Annotated in this window: 14 protein-coding genes and 1 tRNA gene; 4 read left to right on the plus strand and 11 right to left on the minus strand. The window is 59.6% G+C overall.

Annotated elements, in window-relative coordinates; genetic code table 11:
- Positions 1-220 precede the first annotated feature (220 nt).
- Positions 221-1051, plus strand: a complete 831-nt coding sequence (gene xdhC / locus BLS61_RS11065) for a xanthine dehydrogenase accessory protein XdhC (RefSeq protein ID WP_090430750.1) — start codon at positions 221-223, stop codon at positions 1049-1051.
- 151 nt (positions 1052-1202) lie between these two features.
- Positions 1203-2504, plus strand: coding sequence for a guanine deaminase (gene guaD, locus BLS61_RS11070; protein WP_090430752.1), 1302 nt, complete (start codon positions 1203-1205; stop codon positions 2502-2504).
- A 741-nt stretch (positions 2505-3245) separates the two neighbouring features.
- On the opposite strand, the gene uvrB is transcribed toward guaD, so the two are convergent.
- Positions 3246-5261 carry an excinuclease ABC subunit UvrB gene (gene uvrB / locus BLS61_RS11075; protein ID WP_090430754.1) on the minus strand — a complete coding sequence of 672 codons (2016 nt, stop codon included), beginning with the start codon at positions 5259-5261 and terminating at the stop codon, positions 3246-3248.
- Positions 5262-5506: 245 nt separating this feature from the next.
- On the opposite strand from uvrB, the gene BLS61_RS11080 reads away from it, so the two are divergent.
- Both BLS61_RS11080 and BLS61_RS11085 read left to right on the plus strand, forming a co-directional pair.
- Positions 5507-6703 carry an amino acid aminotransferase gene (locus BLS61_RS11080; protein ID WP_090430755.1) on the plus strand — a complete coding sequence of 399 codons (1197 nt, stop codon included), beginning with the start codon at positions 5507-5509 and terminating at the stop codon, positions 6701-6703.
- 330 nt (positions 6704-7033) lie between these two features.
- Positions 7034-7109: transfer RNA gene (locus BLS61_RS11085), tRNA-Asn, on the plus strand.
- A 312-nt stretch (positions 7110-7421) separates the two neighbouring features.
- Here BLS61_RS11085 and BLS61_RS11090 read toward each other — a convergent pair.
- From BLS61_RS11090 to BLS61_RS11135, 10 genes are all read right to left on the minus strand, one after another.
- Positions 7422-7745, minus strand: coding sequence for a ComEA family DNA-binding protein (locus BLS61_RS11090; protein ID WP_090430758.1), 324 nt, complete (start codon positions 7743-7745; stop codon positions 7422-7424).
- 88 nt (positions 7746-7833) lie between these two features.
- Complete coding sequence (locus BLS61_RS11095; RefSeq protein WP_090430760.1) at positions 7834-9834, minus strand: polysaccharide biosynthesis protein; 2001 nt, start codon at positions 9832-9834, stop codon at positions 7834-7836.
- Positions 9835-9843: 9 nt separating this feature from the next.
- The gene (locus BLS61_RS11100) at positions 9844-10434 is read right to left on the minus strand and encodes a PglD-related sugar-binding protein (protein WP_090430762.1); all 591 of its coding nucleotides are present in this window, start codon (positions 10432-10434) and stop codon (positions 9844-9846) included.
- Positions 10431-11447, minus strand: a complete 1017-nt coding sequence (locus BLS61_RS11105) for an MraY family glycosyltransferase (protein WP_090430764.1) — start codon at positions 11445-11447, stop codon at positions 10431-10433. The genes BLS61_RS11100 and BLS61_RS11105 overlap by 4 nt, the downstream gene beginning before the upstream one ends.
- Complete coding sequence (locus BLS61_RS11110) at positions 11444-12406, minus strand: UDP-glucose 4-epimerase family protein (RefSeq protein ID WP_090430766.1); 963 nt, start codon at positions 12404-12406, stop codon at positions 11444-11446. The genes BLS61_RS11105 and BLS61_RS11110 overlap by 4 nt, the downstream gene beginning before the upstream one ends.
- 2 nt (positions 12407-12408) lie before the next feature.
- The gene (wecB, locus tag BLS61_RS11115) at positions 12409-13536 is read right to left on the minus strand and encodes a non-hydrolyzing UDP-N-acetylglucosamine 2-epimerase (RefSeq protein ID WP_090430768.1); all 1128 of its coding nucleotides are present in this window, start codon (positions 13534-13536) and stop codon (positions 12409-12411) included.
- Positions 13529-14539 carry a polysaccharide biosynthesis protein gene (locus BLS61_RS11120; protein WP_090430771.1) on the minus strand — a complete coding sequence of 337 codons (1011 nt, stop codon included), beginning with the start codon at positions 14537-14539 and terminating at the stop codon, positions 13529-13531. The genes wecB and BLS61_RS11120 overlap by 8 nt, the downstream gene beginning before the upstream one ends.
- Before the next feature lie 340 nt (positions 14540-14879).
- Entirely contained in the window at positions 14880-15740 is an 861-nt protein-coding gene (locus BLS61_RS11125) for a dTDP-4-dehydrorhamnose reductase family protein (RefSeq protein WP_279615165.1), read from the minus strand.
- A gap of 36 nt (positions 15741-15776) precedes the next feature.
- Entirely contained in the window at positions 15777-17177 is a 1401-nt protein-coding gene (locus BLS61_RS11130) for a hypothetical protein (RefSeq protein ID WP_090430773.1), read from the minus strand.
- A 7-nt stretch (positions 17178-17184) separates the two neighbouring features.
- Complete coding sequence (locus BLS61_RS11135; protein WP_090430775.1) at positions 17185-19566, minus strand: hypothetical protein; 2382 nt, start codon at positions 19564-19566, stop codon at positions 17185-17187.
- Positions 19567-19589: the final 23 nt, after the last annotated feature.

Genomic DNA, 19589 nt, shown 5'->3' on the forward strand with positions numbered 1-19589 from the left:
GCTCTGGCGCCGTGGGAGGGGCTTTAGCCGCGACTGTCGCCGCTAAAGCGCCTCCCACAAACCGCGAATGAATGATGAATGGGTGTAGAACAATGACAAAACACACCGAACCGAATAACCGCCCCGCTCGCCCGGCGCCGGAGCCGATTCTCGATCCGTCGCCGAGCAACTGGCGCCTGCCGCGCCCGGGACAGACCACGCCTTCCTGGAGGCTGAGCAAATGAGCTGGATCAGTGCCCTCGCCGAGCTGCAGCAAAAAGGTGAAGCCTGCGTTCTGGTGACCATCATCGAAGAACGCGGCTCGACGCCGCGTAATGCCGGCTCGAAGATGGTGGTCACCGCCGAGCGCATCTTCGAGACCATCGGCGGCGGCCATCTGGAGTACAAGGCCATGGAAATGGCGCGCGAGATGCTCGCCAGCCGCAGCCAGGACACCCGCCTGGAGCGCTTCTCCCTCGGCGCCAGCCTGGGCCAGTGCTGCGGCGGTACCACCGTGCTGCTGTTCGAGCCCATGGGTCAGCCCCAGGCGCAGATCGCCGTGTTCGGCGCCGGCCATGTCGGTCGCGCACTGGTGCCGCTGCTCGCCAGCCTGCCGTGCAAGGTGCGCTGGATCGACTCGCGTGAGAACGAATTTCCCGAGCACATCCCCGCCGGCGTGGAGAAGATCGTGGGTGACGAAGTGGTCGACGAGGTGGAGAACATGCCGCCCGGCAGCTACTACATAGTCATGACTCACAACCACCAGCTCGACCTGGAGCTGACCGCGGCCATCCTCAAACGCGGCGACTTCGCCTACTACGGCCTGATCGGCTCGAAGACCAAGCGCGTCAAGTTCGAGCATCGCCTGCGCGAACGCGGCTTCGCGGACACCCTGATGGCGCGCATGCGCTGCCCCATGGGCCTGCCCGAAGTGAAAGGCAAGCTGCCGGTGGAGATTGCCGTGTCCATCGCCGGCGAGGTGATCGCCACCTATAACGCCAGCTTCGGTCAGGACGTGAAGAAAGGCGAATCCAGCGTCGCCAAGCTGTTGCCGGCCTCGCGCCGGTCCTGACTCTAGGTGCGCACAGCGCACCCTACGGGCCGGGCCGTGGCGCGACGAATTCGCGCCGCGCCCAGTAGGGTGCGCCGCGCGCACCAATAACACCGCATTATCCGTGGTGCGCACGGCGCACCGCACTGCCCGCTCAATCGAGACGTAACAGATGACCACCAATACCAAAGCCTACCGCGCCGCCATCCTGCACAGCCTCGCCGATCCGGCCGAGGTCGGTGTCGAGCAGTCCTACGAATACTTCGAGGACGGCATCCTGCTGATCGAAAACGGCAAGGTCGCCCAGGTTGGCCCCGCCGCCGAGCTGTTGCCGAAGCTGGCCGGCGTCGAGATCCAGCATTACCGCGACGCGCTGATTACCCCCGGCTTTATCGACACCCATATCCACTACCCGCAGACCGGCATGATCGCCTCCTACGGCGAGCAACTGCTGGACTGGCTCAACACCTACACCTTCCCCACCGAGCGGCAGTTCGAAGACAAGGCCCATGCCAGCGACGTGGCGGCGATCTTCCTCAAGGAACTGCTGCGCAATGGCACCACCACCGCCCTGGTGTTCGGCACCGTGCACCCACAGTCGGTGGACGCGTTCTTCGAGCAGGCCGATAAGCTCAACCTGCGCATGATCGCCGGCAAGGTGCTGATGGATCGCAACGCCCCGGACTACCTGACCGACACCGCCGAGTCCGGCTACGCCGAGAGCAAGGCATTGATCGAACGCTGGCACGGCAAGGGCCGCCTGCACTATGCGGTCACCCCGCGCTTCGCCCCGACCAGTACACCGGAGCAACTGGAGCTGGCCGGTAAGCTGCTGGGCGAATACCCGGACCTGTACATGCACACCCACCTGTCCGAGAACCGCAAGGAAATCGAATGGGTCAAGGAACTGTTTCCCGAGCGCAAGGGCTATCTCGACGTCTACGACCACCACAAGCTGATCGGCCCGCGCGCGGTGTTCGCCCATGGCGTGCACCTGTGCGACGACGAGTGCAAGCGCCTCGCCGAAACCGGCTCGGCCGTGGCCTTCTGCCCGACCTCCAACCTGTTCCTCGGCAGCGGCCTGTTCGACCTGAACAAGCTGGAAGCCCATGGCGTGCGCGTCGGGCTGGGTACCGATGTCGGCGCCGGCACCAGCTTCAGCCAGCTGCAATCGCTGAACGAGGCGTACAAGATCATGCAGTTGCAGGACAAGAAGCTCGACCCCTTCAAGTCGCTGTACCTGGCCACCCTGGGCGGTGCCAATGCGCTGTACCTGGACGACCAGCTGGGCAACTTCCTGCCCGGCAAGGACGCCGACTTCCTGGTGCTGGACTACAACGCCACACCGCTGATGAGCTACCGCATGCAGCAGGCCAAGAGCCTGGAAGAGCGTCTGTTCGCCCTGACCATGCTCGGTGATGACCGTGCGGTGGAGGAAACCTTCGCGGCTGGTGTATCGGTGCACCAGCGCTAAGCGCAGGGTGCGTGGCCGCCCAAGGTGATGCCGGACGCTGCTTCGCGTTGGGTGGGTTAGCGGCGCTGAATGCCAATCGCACAGGCGCGGATGAGAGTGGTGCGCCGCGTAACCCACCAGGTGATGGATCGCGTTGCGCCGATGGTGGGTTACGCCGCATCGAGCACGGCGAAACGGCCGGTAGCGGTGAAAGCGGCTAACCCACCCTACTGGGCTGCGCGTTCTCGTAGGAGCGGATTTATCCGCGATCAGGCTGTAGGCATGCTTGACATGCTTGACATGCTTCGCGGCTGAAGCCGCTTACACACATTCCACAGGCAACGCACCACCCTGACGGAGCCGCGCCACTCGGCAAACCGAGAGAACACCGCAAAGCCAAAAGCTTCGCGCCTAGCGGGGCTCCAACAGGACCGTAGCCCGGATGTAATCCGGGGAGCTCGGGCTGCTGCCCCCGGATTACATCCGGGCTACGCGGTCTGCGGTATCAAACCTTTGTGGGAGGCGCTTTAGCGGCGAGGTTTGTCGCGGCTGAAGCCGCTCCCACAGTTTGCGGCGGTCTTCTGGGCGGGGCATTTCGCGGCTGAAGCGGAATGCCGCTCAGCCGCTCCTACACAAATTCCACAGGCACCACACCACCCTGTAGGAGCCGCGCCTCGCGGCGAATTGCAAGCACACCGCAAACCAGAAGCTTCGCTCCGGGGCGGGGCTCCTACACAGACAACCCCGCGCCACGCGGCAACATCACACCTGCAACAAGCGATCGCGCAGCTTCTGAATCTCGTCACGCAACTGCGCCGCCGCCTCGAACTCCAGGTCGCGCGCCAGGGCGTACATCTTCTCTTCCAACTGACGAATGCGCTTGGTGATCTCGCTCGGCGAACGCAGTTCGCTCTCGTAACGTGCGCTCTCCTCCGCCGCCTTGGCCATGCCCTTGCGCTTGTTGCTGCGCGCGCCCGGCACCACGGCGCCTTCGAGGATGTCCTTGACGTCCTTCTGCACACCCTTGGGCACGATGCCGTTGGCCTCGTTGAAGGCCATTTGCTTGGCGCGGCGGCGCTCGGTTTCGTCGATGGCCCGCTGCATCGAGCCGGTCATATTGTCAGCGTAGAGAATCGCCTTGCCATTGAGGTTACGCGCCGCACGACCGATGGTCTGGATCAGCGAACGCTCGCTGCGCAGAAAGCCTTCCTTGTCCGCATCGAGAATCGCCACCAGCGCCACTTCGGGCATGTCCAGGCCCTCGCGCAGCAGGTTGATGCCCACCAGCACGTCGAAGGTGCCCAGGCGCAGGTCGCGGATGATCTCCACCCGCTCCACCGTGTCGATGTCCGAGTGCAGGTAGCGCACCTTGACGTCGTGATCGCCCAGGTAGTCGGTCAGGTCTTCCGCCATGCGCTTGGTCAGGGTGGTGACCAGTACGCGCTCACCCACGGCAACACGCAGACGAATCTCCGAGAGCAGATCGTCGACCTGGGTGCGCGCCGGGCGTACCTCCACCTCGGGGTCGACCAGGCCTGTAGGCCGCACCACCTGCTCGATCACCCGCCCGGCATGCTCGGCCTCGTAAGGCCCCGGCGTGGCGGAAACGAAAATGGTCTGCGGACAGGCGGACTCCCATTCCTCGAAACGCATCGGCCGGTTGTCCAGCGCCGAAGGCAGACGGAAGCCGTATTCGACCAGGGTTTCCTTGCGCGAACGGTCGCCCTTGTACATGGCGCCGACCTGCGGCACCGAGACGTGGGACTCGTCGATCACCAGCAGCGCTTCGTCCGGCAGGTAGTCGTACAGGGTCGGCGGCGGTGCACCGGCCGGGCGCCCCGACAGATAGCGCGAGTAGTTCTCGATGCCATTGCAGTAGCCCAGCTCGAGGATCATCTCCAGGTCGAAGCGCGTGCGCTGCTCCAGGCGCTGCGCCTCCACCAGCTTGTTCGCCCCACGCAGGTATTCCAGACGCTGCTGCAACTCGGCCTTGATATGCTCCACCGCCTCCAGCAGGGTCTCGCGCGGAGTGACGTAGTGGCTCTTGGGGTAGAAGGTGAAACGCGGCAGCTTCTGGATCACCTCGCCGGTCAGCGGATCGAAGGCGCTGATGCTCTCCACCTCGTCGTCGAACAGCTCGACGCGAATGGCCTCCAGATCCGATTCCGCCGGGAAGATGTCGATCACGTCGCCGCGCACACGGAAGGTGGCGCGGGCGAAATCCATGTCGTTGCGCGTGTACTGCAGCTCGGCCAGACGGCGTAGCAGCGCGCGCTGGTCCATCTTGTCGCCACGGTCGAGGTGCAGCACCATTTTCAGGTACTCCTCGGGGCTACCCAGGCCGTAGATCGACGACACGGTGCAGACCACGATGACGTCCTTGCGCTCGATCAGCGCCTTGGTCGCCGACAGGCGCATCTGCTCGATATGGTCGTTGATCGAGGCATCCTTCTCGATGAAGGTGTCCGACGACGGCACATAGGCTTCCGGCTGGTAGTAGTCGTAATAGGAGACGAAATACTCCACCGCGTTGTTCGGGAAGAACGCCTTGAACTCGCCATACAGCTGCGCCGCCAGGGTCTTGTTCGGGGCCAGCACCAGGGTCGGCCGCTGCACCTGGGCAATCACGTTGGCCACGGAAAAGGTCTTGCCCGAGCCGGTCACGCCCAGCAGGGTCTGGTGCGAAAGCCCAGCCTCCAGTCCCTCGACCATCTGCCGGATCGCCTCGGGCTGATCGCCGGCCGGTTTGAAGCGGGTCACCAACTGAAACTCGGACATGCAGTACCTCGACAAATGGCTGTGACGCATCCTTTCGGACTGCGTTCAAAGCCATGAATTGCAGGGCGATTCGGCGATAGTTCCAGATAGAGTCGAATTACCTGGCAAAAGCCCTTAATTCAGGGCTTTGCGCTGTCGCCCCCTGGATTCAGGGTCGTTATACTAACGCCCCGTTTACGCGCCCCCTAGCGCTTTTGTCGGGGACGCCTGGCCTCCCACCCCTCACTCGAGTTGCCGCACCCATCATGAGTCTCTTCTCTGCCGTCGAAATGGCTCCGCGCGATCCCATCCTGGGCCTCAACGAAGCATTCAACGCGGACACCCGCACCACCAAGGTCAACCTTGGGGTGGGCGTCTACTACAACGAGGAGGGGCGAATTCCGCTGCTGCGCGCCGTCGCAGAAGCCGAAAAGGCACGTATCGAGGCTCATGCCCCGCGTGGCTACCTGCCGATCGAAGGCATCGCCGCCTACGACAAGGCCGTACAGGAGCTGCTGTTCGGCAAGGGCGCAGCCCTGATCGAAGCCGGCCGCGTGATCACCACCCAGGCCTTGGGCGGCACCGGCGCACTGAAGATCGGCGCCGACTTCCTCAAGCGCCTGCTGCCGGACGCCACCGTGGCCATCAGCGACCCGAGCTGGGAAAACCACCGCGCCCTGTTCGAATCCGCCGGCTTCCCGGTGCACAACTACCGCTACTACGATCCGTTCAGCAATGGCGTGAACCGTGGCGGCATGCTCGAAGACCTGCGCAACCTGCCGGCCCGCTCAATCGTCGTGCTGCACGCCTGCTGCCACAACCCCACCGGCGTCGACCTGCAGCTGGAAGACTGGAAAGCCGTGCTGGAAGTCCTGCGCGAGCGCGAGCACGTACCCTTCCTCGACATCGCCTACCAGGGCTTCGGTGACGGCATCGAGCAGGACGCCGAAGCCGTGCGCCTGTTCGCCGAGTCGGGCCTGGAGTTCTTCGTCTCCAGCTCCTTCTCCAAGTCGTTCTCGCTGTACGGCGAACGCGTGGGCGCCCTGTCGCTGGTCACCAGCAGCCGCGAAGAGTCGACTCGTGTGCTCTCGCAGCTCAAGCGTGTGATCCGCACCAACTACTCCAACCCGCCGACCCACGGCGCCACCGTGGTCGCCAGCGTGCTCAACAGCCCCGAGCTGCGCGCCATGTGGGAAGCCGAGCTGGGCGAAATGCGCGACCGCATCCGCAGCATGCGCCTGGCCATGGTCGAACAACTGGCAGCATTGGGCGCCAAGCGCGACTTCGGCTTCGTCGCCGAGCAACGCGGCATGTTCTCCTACTCCGGCCTCACCGTGGAGCAAGTGGAACGCCTCAAGGAAGAGTTCGGCATCTACGCCGTCGGCACCGGCCGCATCTGCGTCGCCGCGCTGAACAACGGCAACCTGGACAGCGTCACTCGCGCGATTCACGCGGTGCTGTAAGCGTCTGCGATAAACAAAAACGCCGGCCCATAAGCCGGCGTTTTTGTATGTCTCAAATGACTGTAGGAGCGGCGCCCCGCCGCGAATCGTTCGCTAGGGCAGCGCAAAAGCAAAAGCTTCGCCCCGGAGCGTGGCCCCCACACCAATACCCAGGCACCGCCGACCTCGGAACAACTGGGCGGCATTCCGTTTCAGCCGCGATCTGCCACTGCCGTCGCGGCTAAAGCCCCTCCCACGATAGCGCCGCCGAATCTGCCCAATACCAGACAAGCAGAAGTCACGGCAAAGTGTTGACTTCTCTTTTTTAATCAGTAACATACGCGCCGTTGTTCCGCGATAGCTCAGTCGGTAGAGCAAATGACTGTTAATCATTGGGTCCCTGGTTCGAGTCCAGGTCGCGGAGCCAAATTCAAAAGCCTCGGTTGATCCGGGGCTTTTTTGTATCTGCCGGACTCTCACCAGGGACCATGTCCCAGGTTATTCGCTTCGCTCCCCCCTTCGGGGCCGCGCGGGAGCGCGTTCAGCTTCGCTGTCGAGTCCAGGTCGCGGAGCCAAATTCGAGAACCCAGCCTAGTGCTGGGTTTTTTATTACCTGCGCCCCAAACGTAGGGTGCGCCGTGCGCACCAGCACTACTGGACCCGGCACCGACATAAACGCTCCCGCCAAAAGCAAAAAAGGCCGGTCAAAGACCGGCCCAAATGGCAACGCCGCCTGGCGTCAGTTCACGCTCAACTTGTCGCGGTTCTTCTCCAGCGTCGCCTGACCAATACCCTTCACCTCCAGCAGCTCGTCAACCGAAGCGAAGTCACCGTGCTCTTCACGGTAGGCAACAATCGCCTGCGCCTTGGTCGCACCGATACCTGCCAACTCCCTCTGCAGGGTCGCTGCATCAGCAGTATTCAGATTGACGGTGGCAACCTGCGCGGCCTGGACAGCCGCAGGCTTGGCACTTTCGGTTTTTGGAGGCTCGGCTGCGGTGGCAGCCAGAGAGAGGGAAGCGAGAACGGCGAACAGCAGAGAGGAGAGACGATTTTTCAGCATGACAACACTCCTTGTAAATGAGAAAGCGAGGCAACCATAGCCTCGCTTTTCAAACTAGACGCTATCTGCCAGCTGTCAAATCCGCGATTCAGCCCTCGCGATTTCTCAGATGAATCCAGTCGACGATTTCGCCCTCAGGCACATACCCATGCACGGTCTCGCGCAGTAGCACGCGTACCCGGGCGTAGTCATCCTCGTTGACCGCGACCAGCAAAGCCTTCAAACGAGTCTTGAGTTCCTCCCAAGGCAGCATGTCCTCTTCAGCGCGCATGATCATCGGATGCTCAGTCGGCTTCACATCTTCGCCAATCAGCAGCTCCTCGTAGAGCTTCTCGCCAGGACGCAAGCCGGTGAACTCGATGGCGATATCACCATGCGGATTACGCTCATCTCGCACACTCAGGCCGGACAGACGAATCATCTTTTCGGCAAGATCGGCAATCTTCACCGGCTCGCCCATATCCAGCACGAACACATCGCCCCCCTGCCCCAGCGAACCGGCCTGGATGACAAGCTGCGCCGCCTCGGGAATGGTCATGAAATAACGGGTGATGTTCGGATGAGTTACTGTCACCGGCCCGCCCTGCTTGATCTGCTCCCTGAACAACGGAATAACCGAACCGGAAGAACCCAGCACATTACCGAAGCGCACCATGGTGAAACGGGTCTTGTTGACGTGATGAACGCCACGTTCATCGCCAAAGAGCAACGGCGCAGACTCACGACTCAACGCCTGCAGCACCATCTCGGCCAAGCGCTTGGTGCTGCCCATGACATTGGTAGGCCGTACAGCCTTGTCAGTCGAGATCAGAACGAAGTTGGCCACCCCGGCCTTGATCGAAGCCTGCGCCGCATTGAGTGTACCGACCAGGTTATTGAGCACACCCTCGGCAACGTTATGCTCCACCATCGGCACATGCTTGTAAGCCGCGGCGTGGTAGACGGTGTTGACCCGCCAGGTCTGCAGGACATCGAACAACCGTTCGTAGTTGCGGATGGATCCGAGAATCGGCACCAGCTTGATCGGCAGCGCCTCCCGCTCGATACGCCGCTGCAGCTCGGCATGGATACTGTAGAGGTTGAACTCACTATGCTCGAAGAGCAGCAGCGTCCGAGCACCGCTGGCCAGGATCTGCCGACACAACTCCGAACCGATAGAACCTCCAGCCCCCGTTACCAGCACCACCTGATTCTTGATGCAGCGCTCGAACAAATCCTGCCGGGGCGGTACGGCGTCGCGCCCGAGCAAATCCGCGATGTCGACCTCTTGGAGATCTCCCACCTTTACACGCCCACTGGCCAAATCCATGAACCCGGGAATGCTGCGTACATGCAGTGAATAAGGCTCAAGAGAGTTCAGTATTTCGCGCCTGCGTGCTCTAGGCACAGAGGGCATGGCCAAGAGAATCTCCACAGCCCCCGTTTCGTCGATCATCTGCTGAATATGCTTGGGGGTATAAACCTTCAGTCCAGCAATGGTCCGATTCGAGATTCCCGCATCGTCATCTATAAAGGCTACCGGCCGCATCGCCTTGCCGAGACGCAATGCAGCGACCAATTGATTGCCAGCCGCCCCTGCACCATATACCGCGACTCTGGCAATTTCGGATTCGATACTGAGACGACGGGCAATCGGCTCAAACCAATCGCCGACGAAGAACTGCCGCATGGCTAAACGCAAACCGCCCAACAGAAGCAGGCTCAGCCACCAGTAGTTGAACACCATGGAACGAGGAACAACAGCAGTCGGGCCTCGGTACCAATAAACAGCGAGAGACAGCACCAGCGCAGACAGGGTAACCGCCTTGGCGATGGTCAGAAGCGCATCGTTACCCACATAGCGCATGACCGCGCGATACATGCCCATCCTTATAAAGATGGGAAGGGCAATCACGGGCGCGAGTAGAAATAGCCAGCCATGCCCCGAGAAAGGCTTGGCAGCATCCCAGTCTCCCAGACGAATGGCGAATGAGAGCCACATGGCCAACCAGATCAGCAGTACATCCACCGCAAGCTGGAGAATTCGCTTTTGCCGGCGAGACAAGCGCAACAGCCGTAGGCGCAACGCCGCTATTTGCTGACGAATCATCTTATTACCTCAATCCCTGGCAATCAGAGCTTGGCCGGGCGTAACAACGCAACCAGGCTCGATAACGACACCATACCCCGCACTGCAACCGGCCTGAAGCCAAGCCGACATGCCAACTACTACACCACCAGCAAGACAGGCACCCACACCAAGATGCGCATAGTCATGCATAACCACATCATGATCGACCACCGCCCCCGCGTTGAGGATAACCCCTTGTCCCAGCCGAGCCTCGGCGCCTACGACTGCCAATGCCATGATGGCCGACCCAGGACCAATCACCGCAGAGGGGCTTACACAAGCGCGAGGGTGAACAACGCTGACCAATGACGCCCCCCCTGCCGCGACAATCCTCTCCTGCCAGACCCTGCGCACGCGATTATTACCGACCGCTGCGATCGCACCATCCGCTGTTGCGGCATATTCAGCCAAGCGATCCAGACCACCGAGAACAGGCATACCACAAACCGCCTCAAGCGCGGGCCATCTATCATCTACGAAGTTGACCCGCTGCCATTGGCCGGAAAGTAGCGCAGCTTCAGCGACAGCCTTGCCGTGGCCACCGGCGCCGACGACAAGCAAAGTACGCAACTGGCTCATATGTTCTCCAACTCACCGGCACGAAACTTGACAGCCAGCACCAGCAAAGGCGCATAAGCAAACATCAGTCCGAATAAGCCATCGCCACCCAGCACCACCCACAGGGCTATGGGTAACAACCAACACAGATTGAGCACGGCCACCGCCAGGGTCACCGGCAAATGTCGACCGAACTGACGCGAAGCATACTGATAGGCATGACTGCGATGAGCTTCATAGACTCTGTCTCCGCGGAGCAAACGGCGAAACAGAGTAAAGGTCGCGTCCACGATGAAAACGCCCAACAGGATCAGCCACCCCCAAAACAAGGATTGGTCGATCCACGCCGCCTGTAGGGAAAGAACACCAAGCACGATACCGAGGAAACCACTCCCGGCATCCCCCATGAAGATTCGCGCCGGCGGGAAATTCCAATAAAGAAATCCTGCAACCGCAAACGACAGCATCAGCGGTAACACTGCAGCTTCAGCATCTCCATGAAGGACATATAACAGGGCGCCTCCCAGGCAAACACAGATAGCCTCGACGCTGGCAATACCATCGATTCCGTCCATAAAGTTATAAAGGTTGAGTAACCAAACCAAATACAAGGAGGCCAACAAATAACCCAGCCAGCCAAAATCAACTACCTGACCCAGTATTGCTAGAGGCGGCAACCCACCGAGGCAGAAAAGTGCCCACGCCGCCGCGGCAAAATGCCCGAGCAAACGCCAGCGCGCGGCGATGTGGCCGTGGTCATCAAGGAACCCAAGCAACGCAATTGCCAGACCAGAGCCTAGCAACGCATAGTAAATCTCGGACGGCAGTTCCACCCCTGCGACAACTGCAACGCATAACCCCACCAGGAATGCCACAACGATAGCCACTCCTCCACCTCGGGGCGTTGGTTGGCTGTGCGAGCTACGTCCGTTGGGTACATCCATCAGGCTGCGGGCCAGTGCATAGCGGCGCAACAGTGCCGTAAGCCCCCATGCCAACACAGCAATGACGGCCATAAGAAACATAAGGTTCATTGAGATAGTTCTTTTAAGTAATGCGCAGCTGTCTTGGCCAAAGCCTGATCAACGGTAAGAGGCGGAGTCCATCCCAGCCGCTCCCGCGTCTTGTCCATGTTGATTTGCAACGAACCACAAAGGCGCTGACTAAGCTGGCGACGCCCCAGCAAGATCGCAGCCTGCTCAATCAACGCCTGCGGCACAGGCAAGAGCCGGGCCGAACGCCCGAGAGCGGCACTCAAGCGTCGCATGAGCTCCGTGGTAGACAAATCCTCGCCGTCACTGACCAGAAAACGCTGTCCACTGGCCTCTGGGTGGGTGAGACACACAACCAACAAGTCCACTAGGTTATCCAATGCAACCAGACTGCGGCGGTTGTCTATGGCCCCGAAGGGCAATGGCACACCCCGCTGCAGCCAGCGCATCATGCTCAAGAAGTTGGCCTTGACCCCCGGGCCGTAGATCAAGGGTGGACGCACGATTACCACCTCCAGACCGGTCTCGGCAGCCAATTTCAGTAACCCGTCCTCCGCCTCTCGTTTTGAGATACCGTAAGGATCCGTCGCATTCGAAACATCGTCCGCCCTGTAAGCCTGCCCGGGGAGGGTCTGTTCGCCATTGACCTTGATCGAGCTGACAAAGACGAAGCGTCGCGCACCCGCTGCCACTGCCTGACGCGCCAGGCGCAGGGTGCCCTCGACATTGGCTCGACGAAACTCCGCCAGTGGGTCGGCAGCTTGCTCCTGCATCACGTGCACCCGCGCCGCACAGTGGATGACCGCATCGACGCCCGCGAGCGCCTGTGACCAGTCAGCATCCGCTCCCAGTGACGGCGCGAGACAATACTCAACTTCATTGAGTGGAGTAATCGGTGCCTTGCGCAGAGCGCAGCGCAAATGATGCGAGCCATCAGCAAGCAGGCGTGCCTGCACGGCACGCCCAACGAAGCCGCTGGAGCCAGTCAGCAGAATACGCATGCTCACTCCTTGCGCCAGACGGTTCGGTTCACGTAGTCGGTGTAGCTCAAGACCACCCGCACCACCTGCAGCGATACCGGGCCGCCTTCATAATCTGGAACTACGGGAACAGCGCGTTCGCCTCTCCGATGCTGATCGGTAACGACCTTCACCGCGGCAAGTACCGAGTCCTTCCTCACTCCACTCATGATCAGCGTGCCCTGATCCATACCCTCGGGGCGTTCATGGGCATTGCGCAGCGTCACCGCCGGCAAGTTGAGCAGCGAGGCTTCCTCGGTGATGGTGCCGCTATCGGAGAGCACACAGAAGGCGTTCATCTGCAGCTTGATGTAGTCGAACAAGCCAAAAGGCCTGGAGAAGCGAATCAACGGATGCTCCAGCGACTCACCCAGCGCTTCCAGACGCTTGCGCGTACGCGGATGGGTCGAAACGATCAGCGGGAAGCCGTACTCGTCGGCCAGTGCTCGCAGGGTGGCGAGCAGATCGCGCAGGTTGTCAGGAGTGTCGACGTTCTCTTCACGATGGGTGCTGACAATGAAGAACTTCCCGGTCTCAAGCCCCTCACGAGCAAGGACGTCGGAGGCCTCGATCTTCGGCCGGTAGTAGTCCAGCACCTCATGCATGTGCGAGCCGGTCTTGATGATGGTCTCGGGACGAATGCCCTCGGCGATCAGATAACGGCGGGCATGCTCGGTGAGCACCATGTTGATGTCGGAGAGATGGTCGAGCACCTTGCGGTTAAGCTCTTCCGGCACACGCTGATCGAAGCAGCGATTGCCCGCCTCCATATGAAACACCGGGATCTTGCGGCGCTTGGCGGCGATTACGGCCAGGCATGTATTGGTATCACCGTAGAGCAGCAGCGCGTCAGGTTTCTCCAACTCGAACACTGCGTCTGCCTTGGCGATGACCTCGGCTATCGTCTGCGCGGCAGTTTCACCGGCAGCGCCAAGGAAATGATCGGGCTTGCGGATCTCCAGGTCTTCAAAGAACACCTGGTTGAGCTCGTAGTCATAGTTCTGACCCGAGTGAACCAACACATGGTTGACCTGGCGGTCGAGCTCGGCGATCACCCGGCTCATTTTAATCAGTTCCGGGCGAGTCCCGACCAGCGTCATGACCTTAAGCATCGAGCTGCTCCTTGATGTAATCGAGCTTGAGCAAGAGGTCCTTGATGCCAGGTATGTCCAGACGGTGAGTATTGTGCGAGGTGTAGTCGTCAAACTCAGCGATCTTCTCCTCGCCTTCGACGAAGTACTTCTTGTAGTTCAGGTCGCGGTTGTCGGCCGGGATGCGGTAATAGCGGCCCATATCCTCGGCCTTGGCCATCTCCTCACGCGAGACCAGCGACTCGTAAAGCTTCTCGCCGTGACGGGTACCGATCACCCGCACCGGGTTGTCGTGTCCGAAAAGCTCCTTGAGTGCCTGGGCCAGATCACCGACGGTGGAGGCTGGCGCCTTCTGCACAAACAGGTCACCCTGCTCGCCGTGCTCGAAGGCGTGCAGCACCAAGTCGACCGAGTCCTCCAGCGACATCAAAAAACGCGTCATGTTGGGGTCAGTCACGGTCAGCGATTCGCCGCTGCGCAATTGCTCGATAAACAGCGGAATCACCGAACCGCGTGAGGCCATCACGTTGCCGTAGCGGGTGGCGCAGACTACGGTGCCGCCTACCGGGATCATTCGCGACTTGGCGACCATCAGCTTCTCGGCCATGGCCTTGGAGATGCCCATGGCATTGATCGGGTACACCGCCTTGTCGGTGGACAACACCACCACACGTTTCACGCCGCTGGCGATGGCCGCGTTGAGCACATTCTCAGTGCCGTTGACGTTGGTGCGCACCGCTTCCATCGGGTAGAACTCGCAAGAGGGCACCTGCTTGAGCGCTGCGGCGTGGAAGATGTAATCAACACCGACCATGGCCTGCTTCAGGCTGTCGTAGTCACGCACATCGCCGATGTAGAACTTCACCTTGTCATTGGCCAGGGCAATGCGCATGTCCTCCTGCTTCTTCTCGTCACGGGAGAAGATGCGAATCTCGCGCACATTGGTATCGAGGAAGCGCCGCAACACCGTATGGCCAAAGGAACCGGTGCCACCGGTGATCATCAATACCTTGTCGTCGAACATAAAACCTTCCAGAACGTTAACGCAGCTAAGGATAGTCTGAAGTAGCCATGTGTTTCGGGCTGGCTTCAGCCACTGCCGATTTTTGAAAGCGGTGAACCGATCAAAAACGATCAGATCACCCGCTCATTCAGTGCTTTCAGCCGTCGCGAGCACCTCGCGACGGCCATTTTCCGCATTACAAGCGCACCTCTCCTGCGCTGCCGGCATACTCGGCGTCAGCGAAAGTCATCTGCTTCATCGGGATACTCGGGCAACGGGATCGGCGTATTTCACCAGATTCGGGAAGTCTTCTTCAGGATTTCCCTAAACGGCTGCTTGGATTCTCTTTCGTCAGCGTAGACTAGCGCTGCTCGTACATACGCTGGACCAGCTCCGGCCAGTCCGGCGCGACATAGCCGGTAGCCAGGCGAAAACGCGAGCCTTCCAGCGACCTGTCGATCACCGGCGCATCATCCGGGCGAATCTCGATTTGCTTGCCGTACTGCGCGGCGACCAACCCAAGCAGTTGGTGCTTGTCGATCGGCGCGGCGGCGACATGATACAGGCCATTGAGCTGTGGGTGCGGAATCACGAAATCCTTCATCACCTGCGCCAGCTCCCCCGTCGGCAGGCCGGAGAAGATCGCCCTGGTGAACCCTTTGACGCTGCCTTGCTGGGACAGGAACCAGTCCACCAGCGCGTGGTTCGAACCAAGTTCGTGTCCAATGATCGAGGTACGCAAAGTGATCGCATGCGGCAGATCGTGCAGCTCGCCGATGTACTTGGACTTGCCGTAAAGGTCTTCTGCGTCCGAGAGATCGCTCTCCTGATACAACCCCTTGCGCCCGGAGAACACGCAGTCGGTACTGACATGTATGAGCCTTGCGCCGGCCAGCTCGCAGAGGCGCGCCAGCCGGTGCGGCAGCATGGCGTTGATCGGCAGCGCAGTGAGCGGGTCCTTGGCATCGGCCAGCTGCTTGATCAGGCCGACGCAGTTGATCACCACATCCGGCCGGACCTTGGCCATCACCGCAGCCAGCGCATCTTGATCGAGCACATCGACGCCACAAAGTAGGCGAGCATGGCTATCCGCAGCAAAGTACCGCAGCGCTGCAGCACTACGCAGCGTACCCCAAGTCTGGTGCGCAGCATCGGCACCGAACACGCGAAAGACGGCATTGCCAAGCATGCCGGTGACACCCAGAACCAGAACCTTTGCCACTACAGATACCTTCGATCAACAATCAAACCCAATGATTCATGCAGCCGTACGGCGAAACAGCAGGCCGCATAGCTTGTCCGCGACATACAGCGTCAGGAGCGTCAGGGCGATGGTACCGAACAGTTTGTAGCTCTGCATCGGCACATAGCCAAAACTGGTGAACCGGTAGGCGACGACCTGCGCAATCAGCGCACAGAGCACCAGGTTGCGCCCGACGAAGCGGTAGGTCAGGTATTCCAGAGCGGCAGCGAAGATGGAGAACACCACCACCGCAGCGAACAGGAACAGGTAGGAGCCGGGGTAGAAGAGGAATGCGACATAGCCGGGCAGCGAAATGAAGTGGCGACCGTCCTCGCCGGTGTTCGAATGGTAGGAATTGATGAAATTCTTGTCATAGAAGCTGGTCACCGAGGGGTCGAAACGCTCAGCCAAGGCCTGCTCGAACAACTCGCCGCCCAGCTCTTGCTTGTCGATCACCGACATCACGCCTTCGATACCGACCCAGCGATCAAGAAACAGCGCTTTAGTTTGCGTCTCTACGCTTGTTCCAAGTGATGCGTAATCAAAAAAATACGAACGCAGGTTATTCACTGCCAACATGGAACTAAGGAAGAGAAGAAAAAACAGCAACCCAACATATAGCAGCAACCCTGCGCGCAGCCGTGCCTCAATACGTCGGAACAGCGCCGCTCCACCATATATTAGTGCGCCAGCATTGAGGACCATGCCACGACTCAAAATCGAAACACTTGAGACAAAGCCCTCCAGCAGCGCCAGCGTAGCGACGATCCAGACCTGGTCGCGATTGCGCTCAAACTCGAAACGCAGCATAACTGCGGCTAAGGCTGCCAGGCCGAAAGTCAGCAACCACGTATAGACGCCGTTCAGGCCGAATGGCAGCTGAGTCCTGGCCACCATGCCGCGCTGATAAATGCCGAACCAGGCATTCGAGATGCCAACCAGCAGCACCAGCACGACAAAACCAGCCAGCACCAGCCAGCGAAAGCGCAGGTAAAACGCATAGAGTCCGGGGAAAGCGTCCTGCTCCAGATTCTGCGGGTAGCAAAACAACCGCGCACGCACGAAACGCACCAGTAGCAGAGCAGCAAAGGCACAGGACGCGACCAGCAGAGCCTGATCCCAAGACTGTGGCGTGCCCTCGAAAGAGCCTACCGGCACCATGAATACACCTTCCATGAATGCCACGCGCACGCTGAATTTGAGCCAGAAACCGATCCACAGCAGCGCGCCGATGAAGGCATCAAAGAAGATCGCGCCACGGTCAAAACCGAAGAACAGCAGCGCAGTGGAAAGCGCCGTGAATAGCAGATAGACCCAGGCGCTACCTTGGTACTCGACCAGCGCGCAGCAGGCGAGTACGGCTATCAACGCGAATACGACCAGCCACACAGATTTGATCAGAACTTCCCAGCGCATAAAACCCTCAGACATTCTTTTTATTAAACGTTGCATGACACGCCGCTGGCCGCGCGAACTGCGCTAGCAGAACCCCCCAGAAAAAGAAGGTTAGAATTCCAGAATAAGGCTGACGCAGCCCGACCTTTAGCGAGTTATCGACAAGCACCCAAAAGAGCAAAACTCCAACAAGGCCGAGCAAAGCTGGCTGACGCCATAACCCAAGAAAACCAGAAGCCACTTTGAACAAGGTATAAAGGATCAATCCAAACAGAGGCAATAACCCGACACAACCAAAAGCATACAAAACATCAAGGTAATAATTATGCGAACTTGGGTACAAATTTCGATCAATAGCCTGCGCATGGCCCAATAGCAAACCCATACTATCATCGAACACCTTACCACTAAAGTAAGACCAGTAATCTGTTCGTTCCAAAATATTCACAGGCAACCCCGCACCAGAAGAAAATTTCTGCACAAAGGATGGCCGCCCTGCCATATCCACATAACCCAACCAAGCACCCAACACGAGAAAGGCAACTAAGACAAAAACATTTACAGCTCTTGAACCGAGATACCTAACAGCATACCCACTCGCAGCCAAGATCATGAAAAGCATCGCCGCCATAGCCTGCGATTTGACCACATAAATCGCCATCAAAAATCCGAGCCCCCATAGATCCCAGGGTGCACTTTTGTCATCCCGAGCAAACACCAAAAACCAGTAGAGCCCAACAAACAAAACTGGCACATACTGTAGATGCTGATAAACACTGAATAGATACAAGCTTGGCGAAAGATACCCATAACCAAGCTGCCAACTACTGAACAGCTGCACAGGAACAACAAGCCATAGAACCCATGTTGCCGCATTGGAAAGAACTGGAATAGCTCGTGACTGCTGACCAAACTGCTCGCCCATTATCAATGCCGCTACAGGCAACAAATACTGAATCAACAAAATGAGTCGCTCACTGGAAACCGGACCCGCAAGCAAAGTACTAAGAAGCATCCCCAAGTATAGAAAAAAGAAGGCTGATAAGGAACGTCGCACCCCTGAATAGCCACCGAAAAAAATCAACCCCAAATAGCAAGCAAAAATTGAAACCGGGAGTGGCAGCTGTGACAAAACCCCCTCACTTGAAAAAACAATATCCTTCGAATCAAACACCCCGCCTTTCAACTGAAAGAACACCGGCATCATGACCATGACTGCAAGCAGCAAAGGAATTGCATGCCCACCCAAACGGACACCGAGCAGCTTGGGCAAGCCACCTTTTTCGCTCGCGTAAAAGATGTAAGAAAGGAAGGCACCCAGCAGGTACAAAAGAGTCAGCGACTCAGGGCCAACCCAAAAGAAGAGCAACGGAATGCTCGCCACCAGCAGGATGTTTGCCAGGATGTCCGAGCCGAATACATCCCCGCCGACATTGTCCTGGATGATGCGCAGGCGGATGCGCTGCGCCAGCACCATGACCACGCCACCCGCCAGCGAGCAACCCACCGCCAACCAGAACAGCTGGCCCTTGCGCGTCCAGTCGAGCACCTGCGGCAGGCTCCAGACCAGTGTCACTAGGCCCAAGCCCGCCAGTAGCAGCGCCACCAGCATCAGGTTGAACAGCCGGACCAGTCCCCCCAGCCCAGCGGAACGCTGCTCGTGACGCACCATGGTCGGCCCCAGCGCCTGAGAGAACATCGCACCGAGGATGCCGCCCAGAGCAAAGGCCGAGAACAGGTCGCCGGCCACCTGCTTGCCCGCCACCAGTAGAATGAACAGCCGGAACACATACACCGAGACACCGATGACCAGAGTCGAACCGAAGTGCGGCAACAGCTGGCGGATGCACGAAAGCAATGGCATGGGGTGGCGCAGGGCCCGGCAGAGCAAGCCCAGGCTGACACAGCCGATCAGTGGCGACAGGCTCCAGAGCAGGGTCATTGGCAGCGCCAGGCCGCCACCATCGAGTAGCGCCGGCAGCAGCGCCAGGCTAAGGCAGCCCTGGATCAGCAGAAAGAGCAGCGCCGCGCGCCCCCGGTGATGAAGTTCCTGCTCACTGAGGAAGATTTCCGCCAGCCACTCCGCTGCCCGCCGCACCACCAATAGCAGCACGAACAGCCAGCCGCTATCGACCACACCAATACACAGCATGAAAGCCAGTATGCCCAGCGGCATCAGCAGCATTAGACGCAGGCGCAGAATGCTGGCCGCGTCGATCTCGCCGGACTCAGCCAGGATCAGGCTACGCGCATTGCCGGAAAAGGCGTAGAAAAGCGCCACCGTGGCACCATGGATCAGACCGAAATCGGCCGCCAGCGCCGGCTTGCCGAACAGGCTAAGACCGATCATCACCAGCATCATGGCGAAGGTGTTGACCATAAAGGCGGCAGGGTAAACTAGCAAACTCATTACACAGTCCTTTGATTCGCGCT

The organism is Ectopseudomonas guguanensis, assembly GCF_900104265.1.
Lineage (GTDB): Bacteria > Pseudomonadota > Gammaproteobacteria > Pseudomonadales > Pseudomonadaceae > Aquipseudomonas > Aquipseudomonas guguanensis.